Source organism: Nocardioides sp. N13(2025) (genome assembly GCF_051912545.1).
GTDB lineage: Bacteria > Actinomycetota > Actinomycetes > Propionibacteriales > Nocardioidaceae > Nocardioides.
Genome location: NZ_CP196809.1, coordinates 3,323,109 through 3,343,120, shown reverse-complemented (window position 1 = coordinate 3,343,120; position 20,012 = coordinate 3,323,109). Strand labels below are relative to the sequence as shown.

Below are 20,012 nucleotides of genomic sequence, written 5' to 3'. Positions count from 1 at the left end.
GTCAGCGGGTGTGCCAGTTCGCCAGGACCTCGGCCTCGCGCTCGGGCGTGAGCGCGGTGACGGTCGAGTCGAGGCACCCGGGCGCGGTCTCGGCGAGCGGGCGGAGCCGCAGCCCGGCTGCGACGGCCGGGGAGGGGTCGTGCGCCAGCATGCCGTCGTACTCCGGGCGCGGCAGCCACAGCGGCAGCGAGCCGTCGCCAGCCCACGGTGCCACCTCCTGCGCCTCGAGGAAGTCGGCGTCGACCCAGGTCAGCTGCGGCTCGAGGTCGCCGACCCCCGCCGCGGTCTCGGCGAGCAGCTGGCCGAGAGGCGTCGGTGTCCCGACGGCGTCGAAGACCCCGGTCGTGCGCGCTTCGCAGGCGTCGAGCAACCACGTCGCGAGGTCGCGCACGTCGATCACCTGTACGACGTCCTCGGGCCGACCGGGCGCCAGCACCTCCCCGCCACGGGCGAGCCGCTGCGGCCAGTACGCGAAGCGACCGGTCGGGTCGCCCGGGCCGACGATGAGCCCGGGGCGTACGACGAGCGACGACGCGGCGGCCGACCGCACCACCTGCTCGCAGGCGACCTTCATCCCGCCGTAGGCCTCCGGGTCGACGGACAGGTCGACGTCGTCGATGATCGGCTCGAGCAGCGGCTCCATGGCAGGGGAGGCGTTGTCGGCGTAGACGCTGATCGTCGAGACGAACACCCAGTGGGCGCCGGGCGTCGCCTCGACCGCACGTCGCGCGTGGGAGGGCAGTCGGGTCACGTCCACCACCGCGTCCCACGCGCCCTCGGCGACCGCCGCGGGCGCCTCCTCGGCGCGGTCCCACGGCAGGTGTGCGGCGCCGTCGGGCACCGTCCCCGACTCTCCGCGACAGGCGCAGGTGACGTCCCAGCGGCGCGCCACCGCCTGGGTGGCCACCTCGCGGGACAGGAACCGGGTGCCGCCGAGGACGAGGAGCTTCATGGCCCCACCCCACCGGTCCGCGGCGCGTGGCGACAAGGTGGTTCGCTGTCAGCGCAACGTCGCAGACCACCCCTTTGGCGGTGTCGCCGCTTCGCTGCCACAATTGCGGCCTCGGATCGTGTGGAAGGAGCGGGCGCATGTCCGTCGATGCGACCACGGCTGGATCTGGCGAGCCCGCCACGACGGCCGCCCTGCTGGCCCGTGCGCAGCAGGTCGCGGACCAGCTGCAGCGCGAGGCCCGCGAGGAGGCGGAGCGGCTCACCGCCGACCTCGCGCGGCTGCGCGAGGAGGCTCGCCGCCTGATGGCGGAGACCGAGGCCGACCGGGCCGAGGCCGGCCGGGCCCGCAAGCAGGCCGAGCAGGTGTTGGCGGGTGCCTCCGAGGAGGCCTCGACCATCGTGCTCGACGCCAACGAGCAGGCATCCCTGCTGATGAGCGCGGCCGAGACGGCACACGACCAGCAGGTCGAGGCGACGCGCGCCGAGGGCGAGAAGGTCCGTGCGCAGGCGGCCGACGACGCTGTCGCCCTCCGGGCCGAGGCGCAGGAGCTGCGCGACACGGCGGAGTCGGAGAAGGCAGCGCTCCTCGAGGCGGCCAGGTCCGACGCTGACTCCACCGTCGCCGGCGCCCAGGAGACAGCTGCACGACTGGTCGAGGAGGCGCGTGCCGCGGCTCAGCAGCACCTCGACTCCGCGACGTCCGAGGCGGAGTCGTTGCGCGCCAGCGCCTCCAGCGAGTCGGCGCGGATGCGCGACGAGGCGGCCCTCCACGCCGAGGACCTGCGCCGCACCACCGGAGCCGAGGTCGAGCGGATGCGCCAGGCCGCCGAGGACACCCTCGCCGCGGCGCGCGCCGAGAGCGACGAGCAGCTCCGGCACGCGGCGGAGCAGACCGAGTGGGCCACGCGGACGGTGCAGTCGGTGCTCACCGGTGCGGCCACGGAGGCCGACTCGATCCGCAAGTCCGCCCACGCCGACGCCGGCGACCACGTACGGCTGGCGCGCGAGCGCGTCCACGGGATCATCGTGGCGGTCAACGGCCGGGTGGCCATCGAGCTCGCGGAGGGCAAGCAGCGCGCCGCCGAGATCGCCCAGGCCGCCGCCCAGGCCGCCGCGGAGCGCACCGCCGAGGCCAGGTCCGTCCTGGAGCGCGCCGAGGCAGAGGCCGCGCGCATCGTCGCCGAGGCGACCGACGAGTCGGAGCGTGCCGTCGAGCGCCTCGAGCGCCGCCGCGCCGAGGCCGAGACCGGCGCCGCCAGCCTGCGGGCCCTCGTGGCCGAGGAGGTCACCCGCAGCCGCGCCGAGGCAGCCGAGGACCGCCGTCGGGCGCGCGAGGAGTCGCTGGCCCTCGTCGCCGAGGGTCGCGCCGAGGCCGACCAGCTCCGGGAGAGTGCCAGACGCGCGCTCGAGCGGGCTCGCGCCGAGATCGCCCAGCTCCAGAGCCAGCGCGACGGCATCGCCGCCGAGCTCGGCCAGCTGTCGGGCGTCATCGAGGCCCTCTCCGTGCCCGAGCGCGTCCAGCCGCCCCCCAGCGGCCCGGTCCCGATCTCCGCCGACCTCCAGCCCCACACCCCCACCCCCGACCAGGAGACCCCCAATGCCTGAAGAGATGTTCACGACGATCCGTCGCGGCTACGACCCCGCCGAGGTCGAGCGGGCGATCGGACAGGCCAGGAGCGAGGTCGCCGACCTCCGCTCGCGCCTCGAGGCGGCCGAGGCTGCCGCCGAGCAGGCGCGCAACGAGGCCGCTACGTCGCGCGAGGCACTGGTCTCCCGCGAGGCGCAGGAGCCGGAGCGGCCGACCTACGAGCACCTCGGTGAGCGCGTCGGCCAGATCCTCTCCCTCGCCGAGGCGGAGGCCGCCGAGATCCGCGACCGGGTGATGGGCGAGGTCGAGGCGTTGCGCAAGGAGGCAGAGGTCCAGGCCGGCACGCTGCGCGCCGACGCGGACCGGTACGCCGAGGAGACCCGCCGCGACGCCGAGGCCGAGGGCGCCCGCCTCGTCGCCGACGCCCGCACGGCCGCCGACTCCGAGCGCGACGCCGCCGAGCGGGACGCCTCGGCCCGACGCGCCGAGGCGGAGGCCCTCCACGAGGACGCGCGCGCCAAGGCCGCCCAGGCCGCGGCCGACTTCGAGACCACGCTCGCGGAGCGCCGGCAGAAGGCCACCTCGGAGTTCCAGTCCCAGCAGGCCGCCACGCAGGCCGAGCTCGACGCCATGACGGCACGCAACCGCGACGCCGAGGCGGCCATGGAGCGCAGCCGCAGCGAGGCCGAGGCCAAGATCGCCCGGATGCTGGCCGACGCCGAGGAGCGCTCCACGACGATGGTCTCCGAGGCCCGCGCGACCGCCGACCGCGTGCGCGCCGAGTCCGACCGCGAGCTCGCCGCCGCCGCCCAGCGGCGCGACAGCATCAACGCCCAGCTCTCCAACGTGCGCCAGATGCTCGCGACCCTCACCGGCACGGTGCCCGGTGTCGCGCTGCCCGGGGAGCCGGCCGCGGCCGCTGCGGTCGACGTACCCGCGACGCAGGCGGCCGAGGCACCTGATGAGGCGCCCGAGGCCCCCGAGACCCCTGAGCCCGTCACCGAGGCCGAGGTCGTCGAGGCCCAGCACGAGGCGGCCGCGGACCAGGCCGAGCGCGACGGCGAGTCGCCCGAGGAGCGGTGAGCCAGCCACGTTCCCCGCACGTGGAACGTGGCACGCACCCCTTGAGAGCGCTCAGACGTAGCGGCGCGTACGCCGCTCGGGCGAGCCGGGCCCGGAGGCGAGGAGGGCGCTGAGCTCGTGCTCGAGGACGGCGCCGACCCGGCGGCAGAAGGCTTCCGCCTCGTCGGCGGCGTCGGGCTTCTCCGCCACGATCCGGTCGACGATGCCGCGGCGGTAGAGGTCGATCGCCCGCACCTGCTGCGCGCGTGCCATCTCCGCGGCGTGGTCGAGGTCGCGGTGCACGATCGCGGACGCGCCCTCGGGGGGCAGCGGGGAGAGCCAGGCGTGCTGGGCGGCGACCACCCGGTCCGCGGGCAGCAACGCCAGCGCACCGCCGCCGTTGCCCTCGCCGAGCATCAGGCACAGCGTCGGTGCGTCGAGGGTCACCAGGTCGGCCAGCGACCGGGCGATCTCGCCGGCGAGCCCGCCGTTCTCGGCGGCGGCCGACAGCGCAGCACCCTGCGTGTCGATCACCGTCACCAGCGGCAGCCCGAGCTCGGAGGCCAGCCGCATCCCGCGACGCGCCTCGCGCAGCGCCTCCGGACCCATCGGGTGGTCGGTCGTCTGCCCGCGCCGGTCCTGGCCGAGGAAGACGCACGGCGCCTCGCCGAACCGCGCCAGGGCGATCAGCAGGCCCGGGTCCTTCTCACCCTGCCCGGTGCCGTTGAGGGGTACGACGTCGCTGGCGCCGTAGCGCAGCAGGCGGCGTACGCCGGGCCGGTCGGGCCGCCGCGAGCGGGTCACGCAGTCCCAGGTGTCGACGTCCGGGACGGACTCCTGGCCGGGGTCGGCGACGGGTGCGACGCCCTCGCGTGCGGCCATCAGGATGGTCAGCGCGCGGTCGAGGATCTCGCCGATCTCGTCCGGCGGCAGGACCGCGTCGATGATGCCGTGGGCGTAGAGGTTCTCCGAGGTCTGCACGTCGCTGGGGAACGGCTTGTCGTAGAGGGCCTCGTAGACCCGGGGGCCGAGGAAGCCGACGAGCGCGCCGGGCTCGGCGACGGTCACGTGCCCGAGCGAGCCCCACGACGCCATCACGCCGCCGGTGGTGGGGTTGCGAAGGTAGACGAGGTAGGGGAGGCCGGCCGTGCGGTGGGCGGCGACGGCAGCGGAGATCCTCACCATCTGGACGAACGCGGGGGTGCCCTCCTGCATCCGGGTGCCGCCGCTGATCGGGGCGGCGACCAGCGGCAGGCCCTCGCGGGTCGCGCGCTCGATCCCGGCGACGATGCGGTCGGCAGCGGCACGTCCGATGGAGCCGGCGAGGAAGCCGAACTCGCCCACCAGCACGCCGATGCGGCGCCCGTGCAGCCGCGCCTCCCCGGTGAGGACGGACTCGTCGACGCCCGACTTCTCCGCGGCGGCGGCCAGCTCGGCGGCGTACTCCTCGCTGATGCCCGCCCGCGAGGGCGCCTCGTCCCACGAGGACCAGGAGTCCTCGTCGAGGACCAGCGAGATGAGGTCGTGCGCGGAGAGACGGCTCATGTCCGGAGGGTAGCCGCGCCGCGACCCGGACGGCGTCAGGCCTTCGGCACGCCCGGCTTCGGCGTCCGGGGGCCGGTGATCCAGGCGTCGAAGAAGGCCGACAGCTCGCGCCCGGTCTCCTTCTCCCAGTGCTCGAAGATCTGCTCGCGGGTGACGGAGGTGTTGTCGTGCGCGGCAAGCCAGGCCGTCGCGATCCGGTAGAACTCGTCGTCGCCGAGCTCGACGCGCAGCTCGTTCCACATGAGCGCGGGGGTCGTGTAGATGTTGGAGCCGCCGAACTGCCGCGGGTCGTAGTCGCCGGGCGGTCCGTAGTCGTCGCGCAGCCCCTGGTCCGCGAACCGGGCGTTGCGGACGCTGTCGCGCAGCGGCTGGATCTCGTGCTCGTCCTGGTAGATCCACTGCATCAGCATCGTCATGCCCTCGTTGAGCCAGACGTCGCGCCAGTCGGACGGCGAGACCTGGTCGCCGTACCACTGGTGCACCAGCTCGTGGGCGATGGTCTGCGGCGACAGGACGTAGGCGTTGTTGCCCAGCGTCACCATCGTCTGGGTCTCCATCGCGCTCTGTGACTCGGTGACGACGAGGCCGAGCGACTCGAACGGGTAGGGCCCGAGCTTGCTCTCGATCCAGTCGACGGACGCGGCGGCCGTCTGCAGCCCGTCGAGCCCCGTCACCGCGCCGCGCGGGGTCCAGTAGTCGACACGCAGCCCGCTCTCGGTGGTGTCGGAGCGGTGCGCGTAGTCGCCGATCGCGAGGGTGACGAGGTACGACGCCGCGGGCTCGGTGAGCTGCCACGACGTGGTGGTGCCGTCGTCCTCGGCGCTGAGCTCGGTGAGGTGCCCGTTGGCGATCCCGGTCCACCGCGCGGGAGCGTGCACGGTGATGTCGTAGAGCGCCTTGTCGGAGGGCTGGTCGTTGACGGGATACCAGGTGTAGGCGCCGTAGGGCTCCTGCATCGTCCACACCTCGCCGGTGTCGGTGACGGTGAACCCGGTCGTGGAGAAGTCGCTGCGCGTGGTGGGGGCCGGGGCCGGGCGCGGCGTGCCCGCATAGCCGACGCTCAGCTCGTAGCGCTGGTCGGCCTTGACGGGTGCCCGCACGACCAGGTTCTTCCCGCGGTGGACCGCGCGCACCGCCTCGCCGTCGAGGGTGACCTCGCCGACCTCCAGCGGCGCGCCCAGGTCGAGCTGGAAGCGCGGGGCCGTGCGGGTGGCCCGGAAGGTCACCGTCGACTCGCCGGTGAGCCGCTTCCCCTGCGGGTCCCACGTCAGGTCGAGGTCGTAGAGCAGGGCGTCGACGCCCGGGTCACCGACGGCGGGGTAGACGCTGTCCTCGACCGGCGTGGACACGGCGAGATCGAGGTCGGGCTCGACCGGGTCGACCACGACCGGGTCCGAGTACGGTGCCACGGAGGCGCCGTCCGCGTCGCTCGTGGCGGCGCTCGACGGGGACGGGGTGGTGAGCTCGTCGGGCCCGTCGGCCGACGACGAGCAGCCGGCCAGCAGGACCGCGGAGAGACCGAGCGTCAGGCCGCGGACCGGCCTCACCGCTCGCCCCGCAGCAGCGGGCGGGCCAGCTTGCGGCCGTGGTGGATCTGCGCCTTCACCGTGCCGAGCGGTGCGTCGACCAGGTCGGCGATCTCGTCGTAGGGCAGGCCGTAGACGTCGCGGAGCAGCAGCGGCTCGACGTACTGCGGGTGGTCGCGCTCGATGGTCTCCATCGCCTCGAGCAGGTCGAGGCGGGTGCCGGCGATGACGCTGGTGGTGCGCGGGTCGGGGCGGTCGTGCGCCCCGTCGTCGAAATCGGTGGGCGTGGCCAGGTTCTTCAGCCGGCGGTACGTCGTGCGCGCGCTGTTGACGGCCACGACGTGCAGCCAGGTGGTGAACCGGCCGCGCCCGCCCCAGCTGCCGATCTTGGTGGCGACGTTGAGCATCGCCTCCTGGCACGCGTCCTCGGCGTCGCCGGAGTAGGGGAGCACCCCGCGGCAGATGTTGAGGACCCGCGGACGGACGGCTCCGAGGAGCGACTCGAGCGCCTCGCGGTCGCCCTCGCGGGCCTGCCGCGCGAGCTCGTCGATGTCGTCCGGCGCCAACGCGACCCCGTGGTCCCCCGAATTGTTCACGCCTGCACGATAATGCCCGGGTGTCTGCTCCCTCTCGTCTCGGTCGTTATCCGGTGCGCCGCCGCATCGGGTCGGGGGCCTTCGCGACCGTCTGGCTCGCCCACGACGAGCACCTCGACTCGCCGGTGGCGATCAAGGTGCTCGCCGAGAACTGGACCGGCGACCTGCACATCCGCCAGCGGTTCGTGGAGGAGGGACGCTTCCTCCGCAAGGTCGAGTCGCCCCACGTGGTCACCGTCTACGACGCCGGCGAGCTCGCCGACGACCGCCCCTACCTGGTCATGGCGTACGCCGACCAGGGCACGCTGGCGGACCGGCTCGAGCTCGGGACCCTGGAGCCCGGCCAGGCGCTGACGGTCATCACCCAGGTGGGCCGGGGCCTCACCGCGCTGCACGACCGCGGCGTGCTGCACCGCGACGTCAAGCCGGCCAACGTGCTCTTCCGCACCATCGAGAACGGCCGTGGCGCCCACGTCGTGGCGATGGTCGGCGACCTCGGCCTCGGCAAGGCGATGGACATGTCGTCGCGGCTCACGATGGTCGGCGGCACCCCGACCTACGTCGCCCCCGAGCAGGCCCTCGGCGAGGCGCTGGACCCGCGGGCCGACCAGTTCTCGCTTGCCGCGCTCAGCTACTTCCTGCTCGCAGGTCGCCAGCCCTTCGACCACAAGAGCCTCGCGGCCGCCGAGGACCCGGCGCCGCCGCCGCCGATGGGGATCGGCAACGAGCAGGCAGAAGAAGTCGTGCGGCGCGCGCTCTCGAAGGACCGCGTCGACCGCTTCGACGACGTCGAGTCCTTCACCTCGGCCCTCACCGAGGCACTCGGCGCGGAGGTGGAGGAGGCTCGTCTCGAGTGGATCCCCGCCGACCCCGAGCTCACCCGGGCCACCTCCCGTCCCGCGACGACGGACCCGGTCCGCGACCTGCCGCCGCCGGCAGCGCCCCGCTCGCGTCGGCGTCGCGTGCCGTGGCTGGCGGCGGGCGCCGTGGCGCTCGCCCTCGGCGGCGGCACCGGCTGGGCGATGGAGCGGGCCGCAACGACCGAGCGCACGCTGCAGGACGCCACCGGGCAGATCGCGGTGACGGTCCCCGAGGCCTGGGCCGCGCAGGTGGACCCCGAGCGGTGGACGCCGGTCGAGGGCGAGCAGGAGCTGCCCTCGTTGGCCACCGGCTCGAAGGCGGGCTGGAACACCGACGCCGACCCGGCTGAGGGCGTGTTCGTCGGGATGCTCGCCGGGGAGAAGCTGCCGTCCCGCGTGCCGGGCCACCCCGACTGCGAGAGCTCCGACGGTCTCGTGCGGGACACGAGGGACGGTGACGACTCCATGACGGTCTACTTCGTGGGCTGTCCCGGCCCGCAGTTCATCGTGGAGCGCGTCGTGCAGCTGACCTCCAACCGGCTGCTGTGGGTGCAGGTCCGCAGCGACGACCGCGGCACCGCCAACCGGGTGCTCGCCTCCGTGGACACCATCGGCATCTAGGCCGGCAGCTAGCGCTTGCCCAGCACCATCGAGTCCGCGACGCGCGAGATGAGGTCGGCCATCCCGTCCACGTCGGCCTTGCGCCCCGAGACCGCGACCTCGACCTGCGCGTTGTCGGAGCCGGTGAGGTCCAGCCAGGTGAGGAATCCGTGGCGCAGATGGTTGCTGGTGACGTACGAGTAGTGGAGGCTGTCGGAGGTCTGGGAGAGGACCTTCACGGCGGCCTCGTCCTCGTAGAGCTCGTCGATGCGGCGGTCGAGGGTCCAGGCGATCGAGCGCCGGTTGCTGAGCACCTGCTCGACGCGCAGGTAGTAGCCGAAGGTCTCGAAGTCGGCCGGGCGCCACTGCCACTCGTTGAGGGAGTTGGGCGAGAAGCTCCAGCCGGCCGGGACGTCCAGCGAGAGCCGGAAGTCGCCCCTGCCGACCTCCCGGCGCACCAGCTCCACATCGGGCTTCAGCGGGTCGAAGTCCGGGTCGGGGAAGAGCTCGGGCACCGGGTCGACCGGGTACGACGGTGAGGTCGCCGTCACCGGTTGCGCCGGCCCCACGGCCTGGGGGTGCCCGCCCAGCGCCCAGGACGTGACGTACCCGCCGCCGACGCCGAGCGCCAGCAGCAGCGCCAGCACGATCGGCCCCCGCCATGTCACGGGGACAACCTAGTGGCCGTCCAGTGGAAGGCAGGCTTCAGTCGACGACGCCGCCGGACGCGCCGCGCATCCCGTCGCCCACCCGGCGGATGAGGTCTCGCGTGCCGTCGACGTCGGCCTCGCGGCCGTGCACGACGATCTCGACGTCGGCCTGCCCGCTCTCGTCGAGGTCGAGCCAGCGCATGAAGCTGTGGCGGGCGTTGTCCTCGTTGCTGCGGTAGGTGTACTCCAGCGTCGAGGCGCCCCGGTCGAGGATCTTCACGTCCTCCTGCTCGTCGAGCAGGCGGTCGATGCGGATGTCGATCGCGTCCTCGATCGTGATGTCCTGGCTGTCGATCTGCTCGATCCGCATCACGTACGTGTTGTTGGACGTGCCGCGCTTCTTCCACTTCCACTCGTTGCTGGCACTCGCGTTGGTGGTCCAGCCGACGGGTGCAGGGAAGCTGATCTCGAACTTCCCGGTGCCGAGCGTCGTGGTCTGCAGGGGGATGTCCGGCAGGAGCGGCGGGTCCGTGGGGTCGACGGCGAAGGGCTTCGGCGCCTCGACCGGCATCTCGGGACCCTCGGCCGGGACGGGCGCGCCCACGCCGGCGCCGATGGTCGTGTCCCGGGTCTGGCCCGAGGTGGCGTAGCCGCTCCCGGTCCCGATCACCAGGAGCGCGACCAGCACCGCAGGCCCCCGCCATCCCATGGACGGACCCTATCCAGGCGTCCGGTGGTCTGGTCCACCCGCCGCGGGCGGGTGCGGGGCCGGCGGTCCCGGGAGAGCATCGGGCGATGAGCACCCGGTGGGCCATCCGTGCGGACCGGGCCTTCGACGGCCGGGGGTTCGTGCGGGGCGGGCTCACCGTGGTGGTGGAGGCCGACCGCATCGTCGGTGTCGAGCCGGGCATGTGCGTGCTCCCGCCCGACGTGCCCCTCACCGAGGTGGACGGCACGCTGCTGCCGGGGCTCGTCGACTGCCACGTCCACCTCGTCGCGGCCGGCACCTTCCCCGGCTCGCCCGGGAGCCTGGAGTGGGCCGGCGCGGCGGGCGCCTCCGCGCTCGACGACGGGATCACCACCAACCTGCGGGCCCAGGTCGCGGCCGGCGTGACGACGGTCCGCGACCTCGGCGACGTGGACTTCCACGTGCTCGGGCACCGGGGACGTGAGGGGGAGGGCCTGCCGCGCGTCGTCGCCGCCGGCCCGCCGCTCACCATCCCGGCCGGGCACTGCCACTACCTCGGAGGCGTCGTCGACCCGGACGAGCCCGGCAGCCTCGAGCGGGCGGTCGCCGAGCGGGTCGAGCGCGGGGTGGACGTCGTGAAGGTGATGGCCAGCGGGGGCTTCCTGACACCGGGCAGCGACCAGCTGGGGGCACAGTTCGAGCTGGCGCCCCTGCGTCGTCTCGTCGACCTCGTGCACGCCGCCGGTTTGCGGATCGTCGCCCACACCCACTCCGTCCCCGGCGCCGAGGTGGCCGTCGCCGCCGGGGCCGACGGGCTGGAGCACTTCACCTGCCTGGCCCAGGGCGGCGCCGCGGCTCCGACCGAGCTGCTGGAGCGTGTCGCTGCGGCCGGGATGACGGTCGACCCGACCCTCGGCAACGACCCCTCCCGCTTCCCGCCCGTGTCCGACATGCCGCCGCACATCCTGGAGATGTTGGCCCGCCTCGGCATCACCGACCGTGACGAGCACTTCGCGCGCGCCGCCCGCAACACCCTCCGTCTGCGCGAGCACGGCATCCGGGTCGTCTCCGGGCTGGACGCGGGGGCGAACCCCGCGAAGCCGCACGGACTGTTGTGGAAGTCGGTGGCCGAGCTGGTCCGGGGCGGCTGGCCCGTCGACGAGGCCGTCGCGACCGCGACGTCGGCGGCCGCCGACGACTGCGGGGTGGAGGCCGGCCGGCTCGAGGCCGGGCACCTCGCCGACCTGCTGGTCGTCGACGGTGACCTGTCCACGGACGTCACGGCGCTGGCCCGCCCGTCCGCGGTGTGGCTGGGCGGCGTCGCGGTGGTGTCAGCCCGCTCGCACCCAGGGTGAGCGGGCCTTCGGCACGCTGAGGCGGTGGTCGTCGTCCCACTGGATCCAGCCGCCGCCGTAGTACGCCTGGTAGACGCGCCCGGGTCGTACGCCCCGGGTCAGCACGGCGCGACCGTTGCGGTCGGTGAGCAGCATCGCGACCCGACGCGTCCCGGACCTCGTCCGCCTGTCGACGTAGAGCTTGGCCTCCCAGATCCGCACCTCGTCGCCGTCGTAGCGGTTGACCAGGGCGACCTTGGCCCGCCACCGCCCGGACAGCTTGACGAAGCGCAGCGTGACGCGGGAGGAGACCTCGCACGACGGGCACGCGAGCGGGATGATCCGGCCCACCTCGAACGTCGACGGTGTGCCGGGGATCTCGGTCTCGTGCGTCACCCCGTCGGAGCCGGTCCAGCTGGTCACGACGGGCTGGAGCGTCCACGTCCCTTCCGGGTCATCCGTGGCGCAGATGTCGAGGTACACCGTGCCGACGGCAGGAGCGCCCGCGAAGCGGTTGGGTGTCACCGTGTCATCGAGCCGCCCGGACCGGTAGACGCGGATGTCCAGGTGCCAGGAGATCGTGCCTTCGGGGAGCTCGACGGCGTACTGGACGGGATGACGCAGGCACCCGGTCGCGGGATCGGGATCGGGAGCATCGGCAGCCGTCGCCGTCGACCCGAACGCCGCGAATGCCGCGGCGGGTGACAGCACCACGGTGGCCGCCACCACCCCCAGCAGGGCGATGATCCCACTCAGCAGCTTGCGCACAGGCCCCCCAGCGTGCGACCCCCGTGGCCGCGCGGGCGCAGTCAAGCACCCGAGGATGCCACCGCGTGGACGAATGGCATGACTCGGTCCCGCCCCCGCCGTCGCAGCCCCGCCGGCGCACGTCCTACCGTGGCGCCATGCTCATCCGCAACGCCCGTCCGGTCGCCGTCACCGAGGCCGTCGAGGGACCCGTCGACGTGCGCGTCGCGGACGGCCGGGTCGTCGAGGTCGGTCCCTCGCTGGCGGCCGGGGACGAGACGTCGTACGACGCGGGCGGACGCTGGCTGATGCCGGGCCTCTGGGACCAGCACGTCCACCTCGGCCAGTGGACGCTCGCCTCGGCGCGGCTCGACCTCGGGCCGGCGAGGTCCAGCGCGGAGGCGGTCGCCCTGGTGCGCGAGCGGCTGGCGGAGTTGCCCGACCTGCCGGTCATCGGGTGGGGGCACCGGCCGACGGCCTGGCCCGACAACCCCTCGGTCACCGACCTCGACGCCATCGACACCGACCAGCCGATCGTGCTCATCGCGGGCGACGGCCACCACGGCTGGCTCAACACGACCGCCCTCCACATGCTCGCGCTGCCGACGCGCGACAGCGTGGTCAGCGAGGCCGAGTGGTTCATGGCCTACGGGCGCCTCGCCACCGTGCTCGGGACCGACGGCACCGGCCCCGAGGCCTACCGCCGCTCGATGGAGGCCGCGGCCGCCCAGGGCGTGGTCGGGCTGGTGGACCTCGAGTTCAGCGGCGGCGTCGCCGACTGGGCCGCCCGGTGGGCCGACGGCGCCGACCTCATCAGGATCCGGCACGCCTGCTACGCCGACGGCCTCGACGACGTGCTCGCGCGGGGGCTCCGGTCCGGCGACCCGCTCGCCGGCGACCCACGGCTGACGATGGGGCCGCTGAAGATCATCAGCGACGGTTCGCTCAACACCCGCACCGCCTGGTGCTGCGAGCCCTACGCCGAGAAGGCCGTGCCCGGCGCCGAGGAGGGCCAGCCCAACCAGACCCCCGCCGAGCTTCGCGCGCTGCTCGCCCGCGCGGTGGCGGGCGGGCTCGACGTCGCGGTGCACGCCATCGGCGACCGCGCCGTCGCCGAGGCGCTCGCCGCCTTCGAGGAGACCGGCGCGCACGGCGGCATCGAGCACGTGCAGCTCACGACGCGTGACGACGTACGCCGCATGGCCGCGCTCGGCGTCCGGGCGAGCGTGCAGCCGGCCCACCTGATCGACGACCGCGACGTCACCGAGCGGCTCTGGCCCGGGCGGGCCGAGCGCTGCTTCCCGCTGCGCTGGATGCTCGACGACGGGGTCGACGTGGTGCTCGGCTCGGACGCGCCGGTGTCGCCCCTCGACCCCTGGCTGGCCATCGCCGCGGCCGTCCACCGCTCCGGCGACGACCGGGAGCCCTGGCACCCCGAGCAGTCGATCACCGCCCGCGAGGCGATCGCCGCCTCGACCGACGGCTGGGGCACCGTCGCCGTCGGCCACCCCGCCGACCTGGTGCTGCTCGACGCCGACCCGCTCGCGGGCGACTCCGGCCGCGAGCACGCCGACGCCCTCCGGGCCTTCGCCGACCACGTCGTCGTGACCTGGGTCGCCGGCGAGACGGCGTACTCCCGCCCCTGAGCCGCCCGGGGTGCGCTCGAGCGGACCTGTGTCCACTCGAGCGGCCACATGGGCACTCGAGTCAAGAAATGGTGACTAGAACCCACATATGGCCGCTGGGAACGCCGCATGGCGGATGTCGAGCGGCCATATGTCCGCTCGAGTGCGCCCTCGGACCGCGACTCACGCCAGCGCGAGCGTCGCGTCGAGGACGAAGGCGGGGTCCTCGAGCCGGTCGCCGTAGATTTCGCGGAGCTGGCCGACGCGGTAGCGGACGGTCTGGGCGTGGACGAAGAGCTCCTCGGCGACCGCGTCGCGGCGCCCGTGGTGGAGCAGCCAGCTGCGCAGCGTGTCGGTGAGCTTCTCCGCGGTCGAGGGGCGCAGGTCGGCGAGCGGTGCGAGCACCCGGGCGCGCAGGTCGGCGCGCGCGTCGGCGTCGGCGGCGAGGACGAGGGCGGCGAGGTGGTCGTCGGAGTCCACGAGCCCCTCGATCCCGAGGGCCGCGCACCGCAGCGCCCGCCGGTGCGACGCCGACACCTCGAGCCACGGAGTGCTGGGGCCGACGACGGCGTCGGTGCCGCGCAGGGCGCGCAGCAACGTACGCCGCGCGCTGGCCGATCCGGTGCTCGGCACGAGCAACGACGCGTGGCCCTCGGGCAGCCCCGGCACGTCGTCGGTGGGCTGGAGCGCCCTGGCGTCCAGCGCGGTCAGCGCGTGGGAGACCTGCGACTCCGGCAGCACCACCGCGGTGAGCGCGCCCGGCGGCTCCCAGTCGGCGCGCTCGGCCGCGGCGTTGACCGCGTCGGCGGGCGCCCCGGTCAGCAGCGCGCGGGCCAGGCGCTCGAGGTTGCGCTGCCGGACGCGGCCGCTGCTCTCCAGCTCGTCGGTGTGCCCGGCGACGGAGGCCGCCGACAGTTCGTCGATGTAGGCGAAGACCAGCTCGGCGAAGCGCGCCAGCTGCTCGGCGTCGATCCCGGCGTCGACCGCGGCGTCGGCCATGTCGCGCCACGAGGTCCGCGCCCCGACGCGGTAGGCGGCCAGCAGGGCCTCGACGGTCCGGCCGCTGCGGGCCTCGCCGCGCCCGAGCTGGTAGGCGCCCTCGATCGCGGGCGCCTTGGGCGGGGCGTTGCCGTCCTGCCGGGTGGCCAGGGTGAGGAAGCCGCCGAGGGCCAGCTGGACGGCGTTGCGGATCACCTCGCCCATCCGTCCGCTGAACGCCCCCGCATAGCTGGGCACCTCGTCGATGATGGTGAGCACGACCCGGTCGGCGACCTCGGCGAGCCGGGAGCGCAGGGCCTCGGCCACCTGCGGGTCGAGACCGACCACGGTCTGCATTTGTGTGGTCGCGCGCACAGGTCGGGTGGTCATGGGGACTCCTGGGGTGACTTTTGTTCGCAGCGAACAAGAGTCTAGCGCCGATTCACGTGGCAGGGGCAGGTACGAGCGGGCAGGTTCCGGGACATTTGTTCCCATGAGCACGACTCTCGAGCCGCCGGTGCGCGGCACCCGCGTCCGTGACCACCTGGTCCGCGTGGCCGAGGCGGCCACCACGCCCTACCTCCCGGCCGACTTCATGGACCTCTTCGCCCCGCTGCGCTCGGGCGCCGACCTGCGCGGTCGCATCGAGTCGGTCCACCCCGAGACCGCCGACGCGGCCACGATCGTGATCCGCCCCGGCGCCGACTGGGCCGGCCACGTGCCCGGCCAGTACCTCCGCATCGGCATCGACGTCGACGGCGTACGCCAGTGGCGCGCCTACTCGCTCACCCACGGCCCGCGCCGCGACGGCCGCATCTCGATCACCGTCAAGGCCGTCCCCGACGGCTTGGTCAGCAACCACCTCGTGCACCGCGCCGAGCCGGGCACCCTGGTCCACCTCGAGCAGGCGGCCGGCGAGTTCGTGCTCCCGCCCGAGGGCGGCAAGTTCCTCATGGTGACCGCCGGCTCGGGCATCACGCCGGTGATCGGCATGCTGCGCAACCTCTTCCCGAGCACCGACGACGGCGTGCTGCGCCCGGCCCGCAGCGCCGACCACGACATCGTGGTCGTGCACGTGGCCCCCAGTCACCCCGACTCGATCTTCATCCGCGACCTCGAGGCCCTCGACGCCGCCGGCGCGATCCGCCTCGTCGCGAGGTACGACGACCAGCACGGCGTGCTCGACGTCGCCGACCTGGCCCACCTCGTGCCCGACCTCGCCGAGCGTACGACGCTCGCGTGCGGCCCCGCCGGCCTGCTCGACGCCCTCGCCGCCCACCACGAGGCCGCCGGCATCACCCTCACCACCGAGCAGTTCCGCACCGCGCGCGTCGAGCCCGGCGACGGCGGCACGGTCAGCTTCACCTCCGGCACGACCCTCGACCTCGACGGCGCCACGCCGATCCTCGACGCGGCCGAGGAGGCCGGCATGTTGATGCCGAGCGGCTGCCGCATGGGCATCTGCATGGGCTGCGTCGTCCCGCTGCGCGAGGGCAGCGTCCGCGACCTGCGCAACGGCGCCATCACCACCGCCGTCCCCGGCGAGAGCGGCGACGTGAAGGTGCAGACCTGCATCAACGCCGCCGCCGGCCCCTGCCACATCGACCACTGAGCCCGACCTCCCCCGACACCCCCAGGAGATCGACATGACCACTGTCCAGAAGAAGGCCGTCCTCGGCCAGACCAACCCGATCGCGCACCTCACCGAGGCCGACATCGAGCAGATCGGCATCGAGCTCGACGCCATCCGCCAGGACGTCCTCGACTCGCGCGGCGCGAGCGACGCGGCGTACATCCGGCGTGTCATCGACACCCAGCGCAAGATCGAGCTCGGCTCGCGCGCGGTGCTGCTCTTCAGCGCCTTCCCGCCGGCCTGGGTCCTCGGCACCCTCGGCCTGAGCGTCTCCAAGATCCTCGACAACATGGAGATCGGCCACAACATCCTCCACGGCCAGTGGGACTGGATGCGCGACAGCAAGATCCACTCCAGCACGTGGGAGTGGGACATGGCCTCGCCCGCCGAGCAGTGGAAGCACAGCCACAACGAGCTGCACCACACCTACACCAACGTCATCGGCAAGGACAACGACCTCGGCTACGGCATCATGCGCGTCGACGAGGACCAGACCTGGACCCCGGCCTCCCTCGCCCAGCCGCTCTTCTGCTTCATCAACGCGGTCTTCTTCGAGTACGGCATCGCCGCCTACGACCTCGAGCTCGGCGCGGTCATCAAGAAGAAGCAGACCAAGGACCCCGAGTTCCGCCGCCGGGCCAAGGCCGTCCTCGGCAAGATCCGCAAGCAGGCCACCAAGGACTACGTCGTCCACCCGGCGCTGTCGATCCCGACCGGCTCCTTCCTCCCGACGCTGGCGGCCAACTTCACCGCCAACATCGTGCGCAACCTGTGGTCCAACTCCGTCATCCTCTGCGGGCACTTCCCCGAGGGCGTCGAGACCTTCGAGAAGCGCTCGATCGACGGCGAGACCAAGGGCGAGTGGTACGTCCGGCAGATGCTCGGCAGCGCCAACATCTCCGGGTCGAAGCTCCTCCACCTGATGACCGGCAACCTCTCGCACCAGATCGAGCACCACCTGTTCCCCGACCTGCCGTCCAACCGCTACGGCGAGATCGCGCCCAAGGTGCAGGCCCTCTTCGAGAAGTACGACCTCGCCTACTGCGCTCGCCCGATGCCGCAGCAGGTCTACTCCGCCTGGCACAAGGTCTTCAGGCTCTCCCTTCCCAACGGCTGGCTCGCCACCACCACGCCCAAGAACGCCCCGCAGCAGCTCGCCGTCCTCTACAAGATGGCCACGGGCGACCGGCGAACGCGCCGCCTCCTGGGCCGCAAGCTCGAGAGCGAGGCCCGCGCGGCCGCTGCCTGACCCGCTGGTCTGGACATCTGTAGATCTACGGATGTATCAGCGCGGACTCGGGCGCATCCTTGAGGGGAAACGGGGACTGGGGGGCAGGGATGAGCACGAGCACGACCGGCACGACGAAGGGAGCGGCCCGATGATCCGCATCGGTTCCGTGGGGGAGACGACGTACGACGCCCGCGCTGAGGTGACACCGCCGATGCTGCCGCGGCCGCGCAGCTCGATCGAGACCGGCTCGGCAGCCCGGCCGCCAGCGGCCTGACCCGCACGACACGAAGCCGCCTCCGCGCCCGCGGAGGCGGCTTCGCTGCGCGTGGAGCGGGTGTCGAGGGTCAAGGCCTGACCCCTGTTCTGCCGAAGAGGAACCGCTGGTCTGGACCGTCTTCCGAAGACTTCCCGAAGGCTTCTCGTAGTGGCTCTCGGCCTCGGTTGAGCGCTCCTAGCCTCTTCCTCAGGTGGTCCGTGGGGGATCCACCAGGTGGGGACAGGAGGAGTCCGCCGATGAAGAACGAGCGCAACGCCCAGGTCTCGGATCTCACAGGTCGGCTCAAGGAGCTCGAGCACTTCACGGGGGCGCTCGTGCGTCGCGAACCGGAGCCCGAGGCGATCCCGGTCGACGACGCACCGCTGACACTGGTGCCCGTGCCGCGACGCTCGCGGATCTTCCTGCGCAGCGGTGGAGGGCACGGGGTCTTCGCCGACCTGACGCTGACCGCTCCGCTGCCCCGCGCCGTCACCGACTGAGGCTGCCTGACGAGCCCGTGTGACGCACGCACCAGCACCGGTGCGGCTGCGCCTCCCCGGCTGGGCCGCCTGCCTCACCTAGAGTCACCCGGTGGTCTGGCTGGTCGCTGCGCTCGTGCTCCTGTGGGTGGCCTGGGGCCCGGCCGTCCTGGTCGTCGCCGCCGCAGCCCTGTGCGTGCCGCGCATCCGCTGGTGGGTGCAGGACCAGGCCCGCGTCAGCCGCCGCGTCGTCGCCTGGTCGACCGGCGCGGTCGCTGTCCTGGTGGCGGTGGTCGTGGTCGTCCCCGACGGCCGGCTGCCCATCCCGCCCGCGCCGGGCGCGTGGGCCGGACCGGCGTACGTCGGGCGCCCGGCGTTGCCGCACGCCGTCGTGGCCGCAGAGGTCCCGCAGAACCCGCACCGCAGCGCCGGCGCGGCCGTGGCCCGACCGGGACCGCTCGGACTGCAGCCCGAGGTGGAGACGTCCTGGTTCGGCCTGCAGCACTGCAGTCGGCTCGAGCTCACCTCGACCGAGGTGCTCGTCGCCCTCTGCGCCGACCGGTCGGGACCGAGCCTGCGGCTCGTCGACCCCGACACCCTCCGCCCGACCGCGAGCCACGACCTGCCGGCCGGCTCCGGGGACGACGCGTGCGCGGGCGACGCCCTCTACCTCGACAGCGCCGACCGCGCGGTGGTGGCGACCACGGACCGCCGGGTGCAGGCGGTGCGCACGGCCTCGGCCCAGGGCGAGCCTGAGCTGGCGACCGACACCACGTGGGACCTCAGGCCCTACGTCCCCTACGGCGACTGCCTGGTCGCGCTGGCACCCGACTGGGCGGGCCGGACCTGGTGGGCCTCCCGACAGGGACTGGTCGGCACGATCGCCCACGACACCGGCGAGGTCCGGGTCATCGACCTCGGTGAGGACGTACGCCGCGGGCTGACCACGGACGAGGGCGGTGCCGTCTACGTCGTCACCGACGAGTCGCTCCAGCGCCTCAGTGCCGGCCCGGACGGGATGCCGACGGTCGCCTGGCGCACGGCGTACGACGGCACCAGCGGCTCGGCCCCCGTCCTGGTCGACGGGGGAGCCGTGGCCATCACCGACACCGTGGACTCTCGCCTCGGCGTGCTCTTCGTGGCCCGCGACGGCGGGCGGGCGATCTGCCGGCAGCCCGTCTTCGAGAAGGGTGAGGGTGCGAGCGAGAGTCCCCTCGCACCACTCGGCGGCGGTGTGGTGGTGACCAACAACCACGACTACTCCTCCCCGCGCAGCACGATGCTCGGCTTCACCAGCAGTCCGGGGATCGCCAGGGTCGACCTCGTCGACGGCGCGTGCGTCGAGCGCTGGACCAGCGATGCGGTCTCGCCCAGCTCGGGCGTCACACCGAGCTGGCCCAACGGCCTCGTCTACGCGTGGACCAAGCGCCCGGCCCTCAGCGGGGTCAGCGCGTGGTACCTCACCGCCCTCGACACCGACAGCGGCCGCAGCTGGTGGAGCGTGCGCACCGGCACCGGCCTCCTCGCGGGCAGCGACCACTCGGAGATCACGATCGGTCCCGACGGGTCGGCCTGGCTCGGCACGCTCGCCGGGCTGGTGCGGGTGACCGACCGCTCCTGACACCTGAGGACGTGGTGGACGCGATCAGGGGTGGTCGACGTC

General features: G+C 73.5%; 18 protein-coding genes. 10 read left to right on the top strand and 8 right to left on the bottom strand.

The annotated features are described in order from the left end of the window. Position 1: 1 nt before the first annotated feature. The gene (locus ACS3YM_RS16225; protein WP_439937467.1) at positions 2-952 is read right to left on the bottom strand and encodes an NAD-dependent epimerase/dehydratase family protein; all 951 of its coding nucleotides are present in this window, start codon (positions 950-952) and stop codon (positions 2-4) included. Between the two features lie 137 nt (positions 953-1,089). On the opposite strand from ACS3YM_RS16225, the gene ACS3YM_RS16220 reads away from it, so the two are divergent. Then, entirely contained in the window at positions 1,090-2,556 is a 1,467-nt protein-coding gene (locus ACS3YM_RS16220) for a hypothetical protein (protein ID WP_439937466.1), read from the top strand. Next, positions 2,549-3,622 carry a hypothetical protein gene (locus tag ACS3YM_RS16215; protein WP_439937465.1) on the top strand — a complete coding sequence of 358 codons (1,074 nt, stop codon included), beginning with the start codon at positions 2,549-2,551 and terminating at the stop codon, positions 3,620-3,622. The genes ACS3YM_RS16220 and ACS3YM_RS16215 overlap by 8 nt, the downstream gene beginning before the upstream one ends. Positions 3,623-3,673: 51 nt before the next feature. Here the strand turns inward: ACS3YM_RS16215 and ACS3YM_RS16210 are convergent, their stop codons facing one another. Genes ACS3YM_RS16210 through ACS3YM_RS16200 form a run of 3 tightly spaced genes read right to left on the bottom strand, consistent with a single transcriptional unit; the run spans position 3,674 to position 7,268 of the window. Beyond that, on the bottom strand, positions 3,674-5,146 hold the full coding sequence (locus ACS3YM_RS16210) for a carboxyl transferase domain-containing protein (RefSeq protein WP_439937464.1): 1,473 nt from the start codon (positions 5,144-5,146) through the stop codon (positions 3,674-3,676). Positions 5,147-5,181: 35 nt separating this feature from the next. Next, positions 5,182-6,693 carry a M1 family metallopeptidase gene (locus ACS3YM_RS16205; protein WP_439937463.1) on the bottom strand — a complete coding sequence of 504 codons (1,512 nt, stop codon included), beginning with the start codon at positions 6,691-6,693 and terminating at the stop codon, positions 5,182-5,184. Further along, on the bottom strand, positions 6,690-7,268 hold the full coding sequence (locus ACS3YM_RS16200) for an RNA polymerase sigma factor (protein ID WP_439937462.1): 579 nt from the start codon (positions 7,266-7,268) through the stop codon (positions 6,690-6,692). Before ACS3YM_RS16200 ends, ACS3YM_RS16205 begins: the two co-directional genes overlap by 4 nt. 20 nt (positions 7,269-7,288) lie before the next feature. On the opposite strand from ACS3YM_RS16200, the gene ACS3YM_RS16195 reads away from it, so the two are divergent. Further along, a complete protein-coding gene (locus ACS3YM_RS16195; RefSeq protein ID WP_439937461.1) occupies positions 7,289-8,749 on the top strand; it encodes a serine/threonine-protein kinase in 1,461 nt (486 codons plus the stop codon). Positions 8,750-8,757: 8 nt separating this feature from the next. Here ACS3YM_RS16195 and ACS3YM_RS16190 read toward each other — a convergent pair whose 3' ends face one another. Together ACS3YM_RS16190 and ACS3YM_RS16185 are read right to left on the bottom strand one after the other, a co-directional pair. After that, positions 8,758-9,396 carry a hypothetical protein gene (locus tag ACS3YM_RS16190; protein ID WP_439937460.1) on the bottom strand — a complete coding sequence of 213 codons (639 nt, stop codon included), beginning with the start codon at positions 9,394-9,396 and terminating at the stop codon, positions 8,758-8,760. Between the two features lie 37 nt (positions 9,397-9,433). After that, on the bottom strand, positions 9,434-10,087 hold the full coding sequence (locus ACS3YM_RS16185; protein WP_439937459.1) for a hypothetical protein: 654 nt from the start codon (positions 10,085-10,087) through the stop codon (positions 9,434-9,436). Positions 10,088-10,173: 86 nt separating this feature from the next. Here ACS3YM_RS16185 and ACS3YM_RS16180 point away from each other — a divergent pair, with 86 nt between their 5' ends. After that, positions 10,174-11,421 carry an amidohydrolase family protein gene (locus ACS3YM_RS16180; RefSeq protein ID WP_439937458.1) on the top strand — a complete coding sequence of 416 codons (1,248 nt, stop codon included), beginning with the start codon at positions 10,174-10,176 and terminating at the stop codon, positions 11,419-11,421. Here ACS3YM_RS16180 and ACS3YM_RS16175 read toward each other — a convergent pair. Further along, on the bottom strand, positions 11,398-12,168 hold the full coding sequence (locus tag ACS3YM_RS16175) for a hypothetical protein (RefSeq protein WP_439937457.1): 771 nt from the start codon (positions 12,166-12,168) through the stop codon (positions 11,398-11,400). The two genes, ACS3YM_RS16180 and ACS3YM_RS16175, sit on opposite strands and share 24 nt — an antisense overlap. A gap of 65 nt (positions 12,169-12,233) precedes the next feature. Here ACS3YM_RS16175 and ACS3YM_RS16170 point away from each other — a divergent pair, with 65 nt between their 5' ends. Then, complete coding sequence (locus tag ACS3YM_RS16170) at positions 12,234-13,793, top strand: amidohydrolase (protein WP_439937456.1); 1,560 nt, start codon at positions 12,234-12,236, stop codon at positions 13,791-13,793. A gap of 162 nt (positions 13,794-13,955) precedes the next feature. Here the strand turns inward: ACS3YM_RS16170 and ACS3YM_RS16165 are convergent, their stop codons facing one another. After that, entirely contained in the window at positions 13,956-15,107 is a 1,152-nt protein-coding gene (locus ACS3YM_RS16165) for a helix-turn-helix domain-containing protein (RefSeq protein WP_439937455.1), read from the bottom strand. A 136-nt stretch (positions 15,108-15,243) separates the two neighbouring features. Here ACS3YM_RS16165 and ACS3YM_RS16160 point away from each other — a divergent pair, with 136 nt between their 5' ends. From ACS3YM_RS16160 to ACS3YM_RS16140, 5 genes are all read left to right on the top strand, one after another. Beyond that, on the top strand, positions 15,244-16,362 hold the full coding sequence (locus ACS3YM_RS16160) for a ferredoxin reductase (protein ID WP_439937454.1): 1,119 nt from the start codon (positions 15,244-15,246) through the stop codon (positions 16,360-16,362). Positions 16,363-16,396: 34 nt separating this feature from the next. Continuing rightward, positions 16,397-17,632 (top strand): fatty acid desaturase family protein, encoded by a 1,236-nt coding sequence (locus tag ACS3YM_RS16155; RefSeq protein ID WP_439937453.1) that lies wholly within the window; start codon positions 16,397-16,399, stop codon positions 17,630-17,632. A gap of 130 nt (positions 17,633-17,762) precedes the next feature. Continuing rightward, a complete protein-coding gene (locus tag ACS3YM_RS16150) occupies positions 17,763-17,888 on the top strand; it encodes a hypothetical protein (protein ID WP_439937452.1) in 126 nt (41 codons plus the stop codon). Positions 17,889-18,127: 239 nt separating this feature from the next. Then, positions 18,128-18,370: a hypothetical protein gene (locus ACS3YM_RS16145; RefSeq protein WP_439937451.1), complete on the top strand. Its 243-nt coding sequence runs from the start codon at positions 18,128-18,130 to the stop codon at positions 18,368-18,370. 91 nt (positions 18,371-18,461) lie between these two features. Then, positions 18,462-19,970 carry a hypothetical protein gene (locus ACS3YM_RS16140; protein ID WP_439937450.1) on the top strand — a complete coding sequence of 503 codons (1,509 nt, stop codon included), beginning with the start codon at positions 18,462-18,464 and terminating at the stop codon, positions 19,968-19,970. Positions 19,971-20,012: the final 42 nt, after the last annotated feature.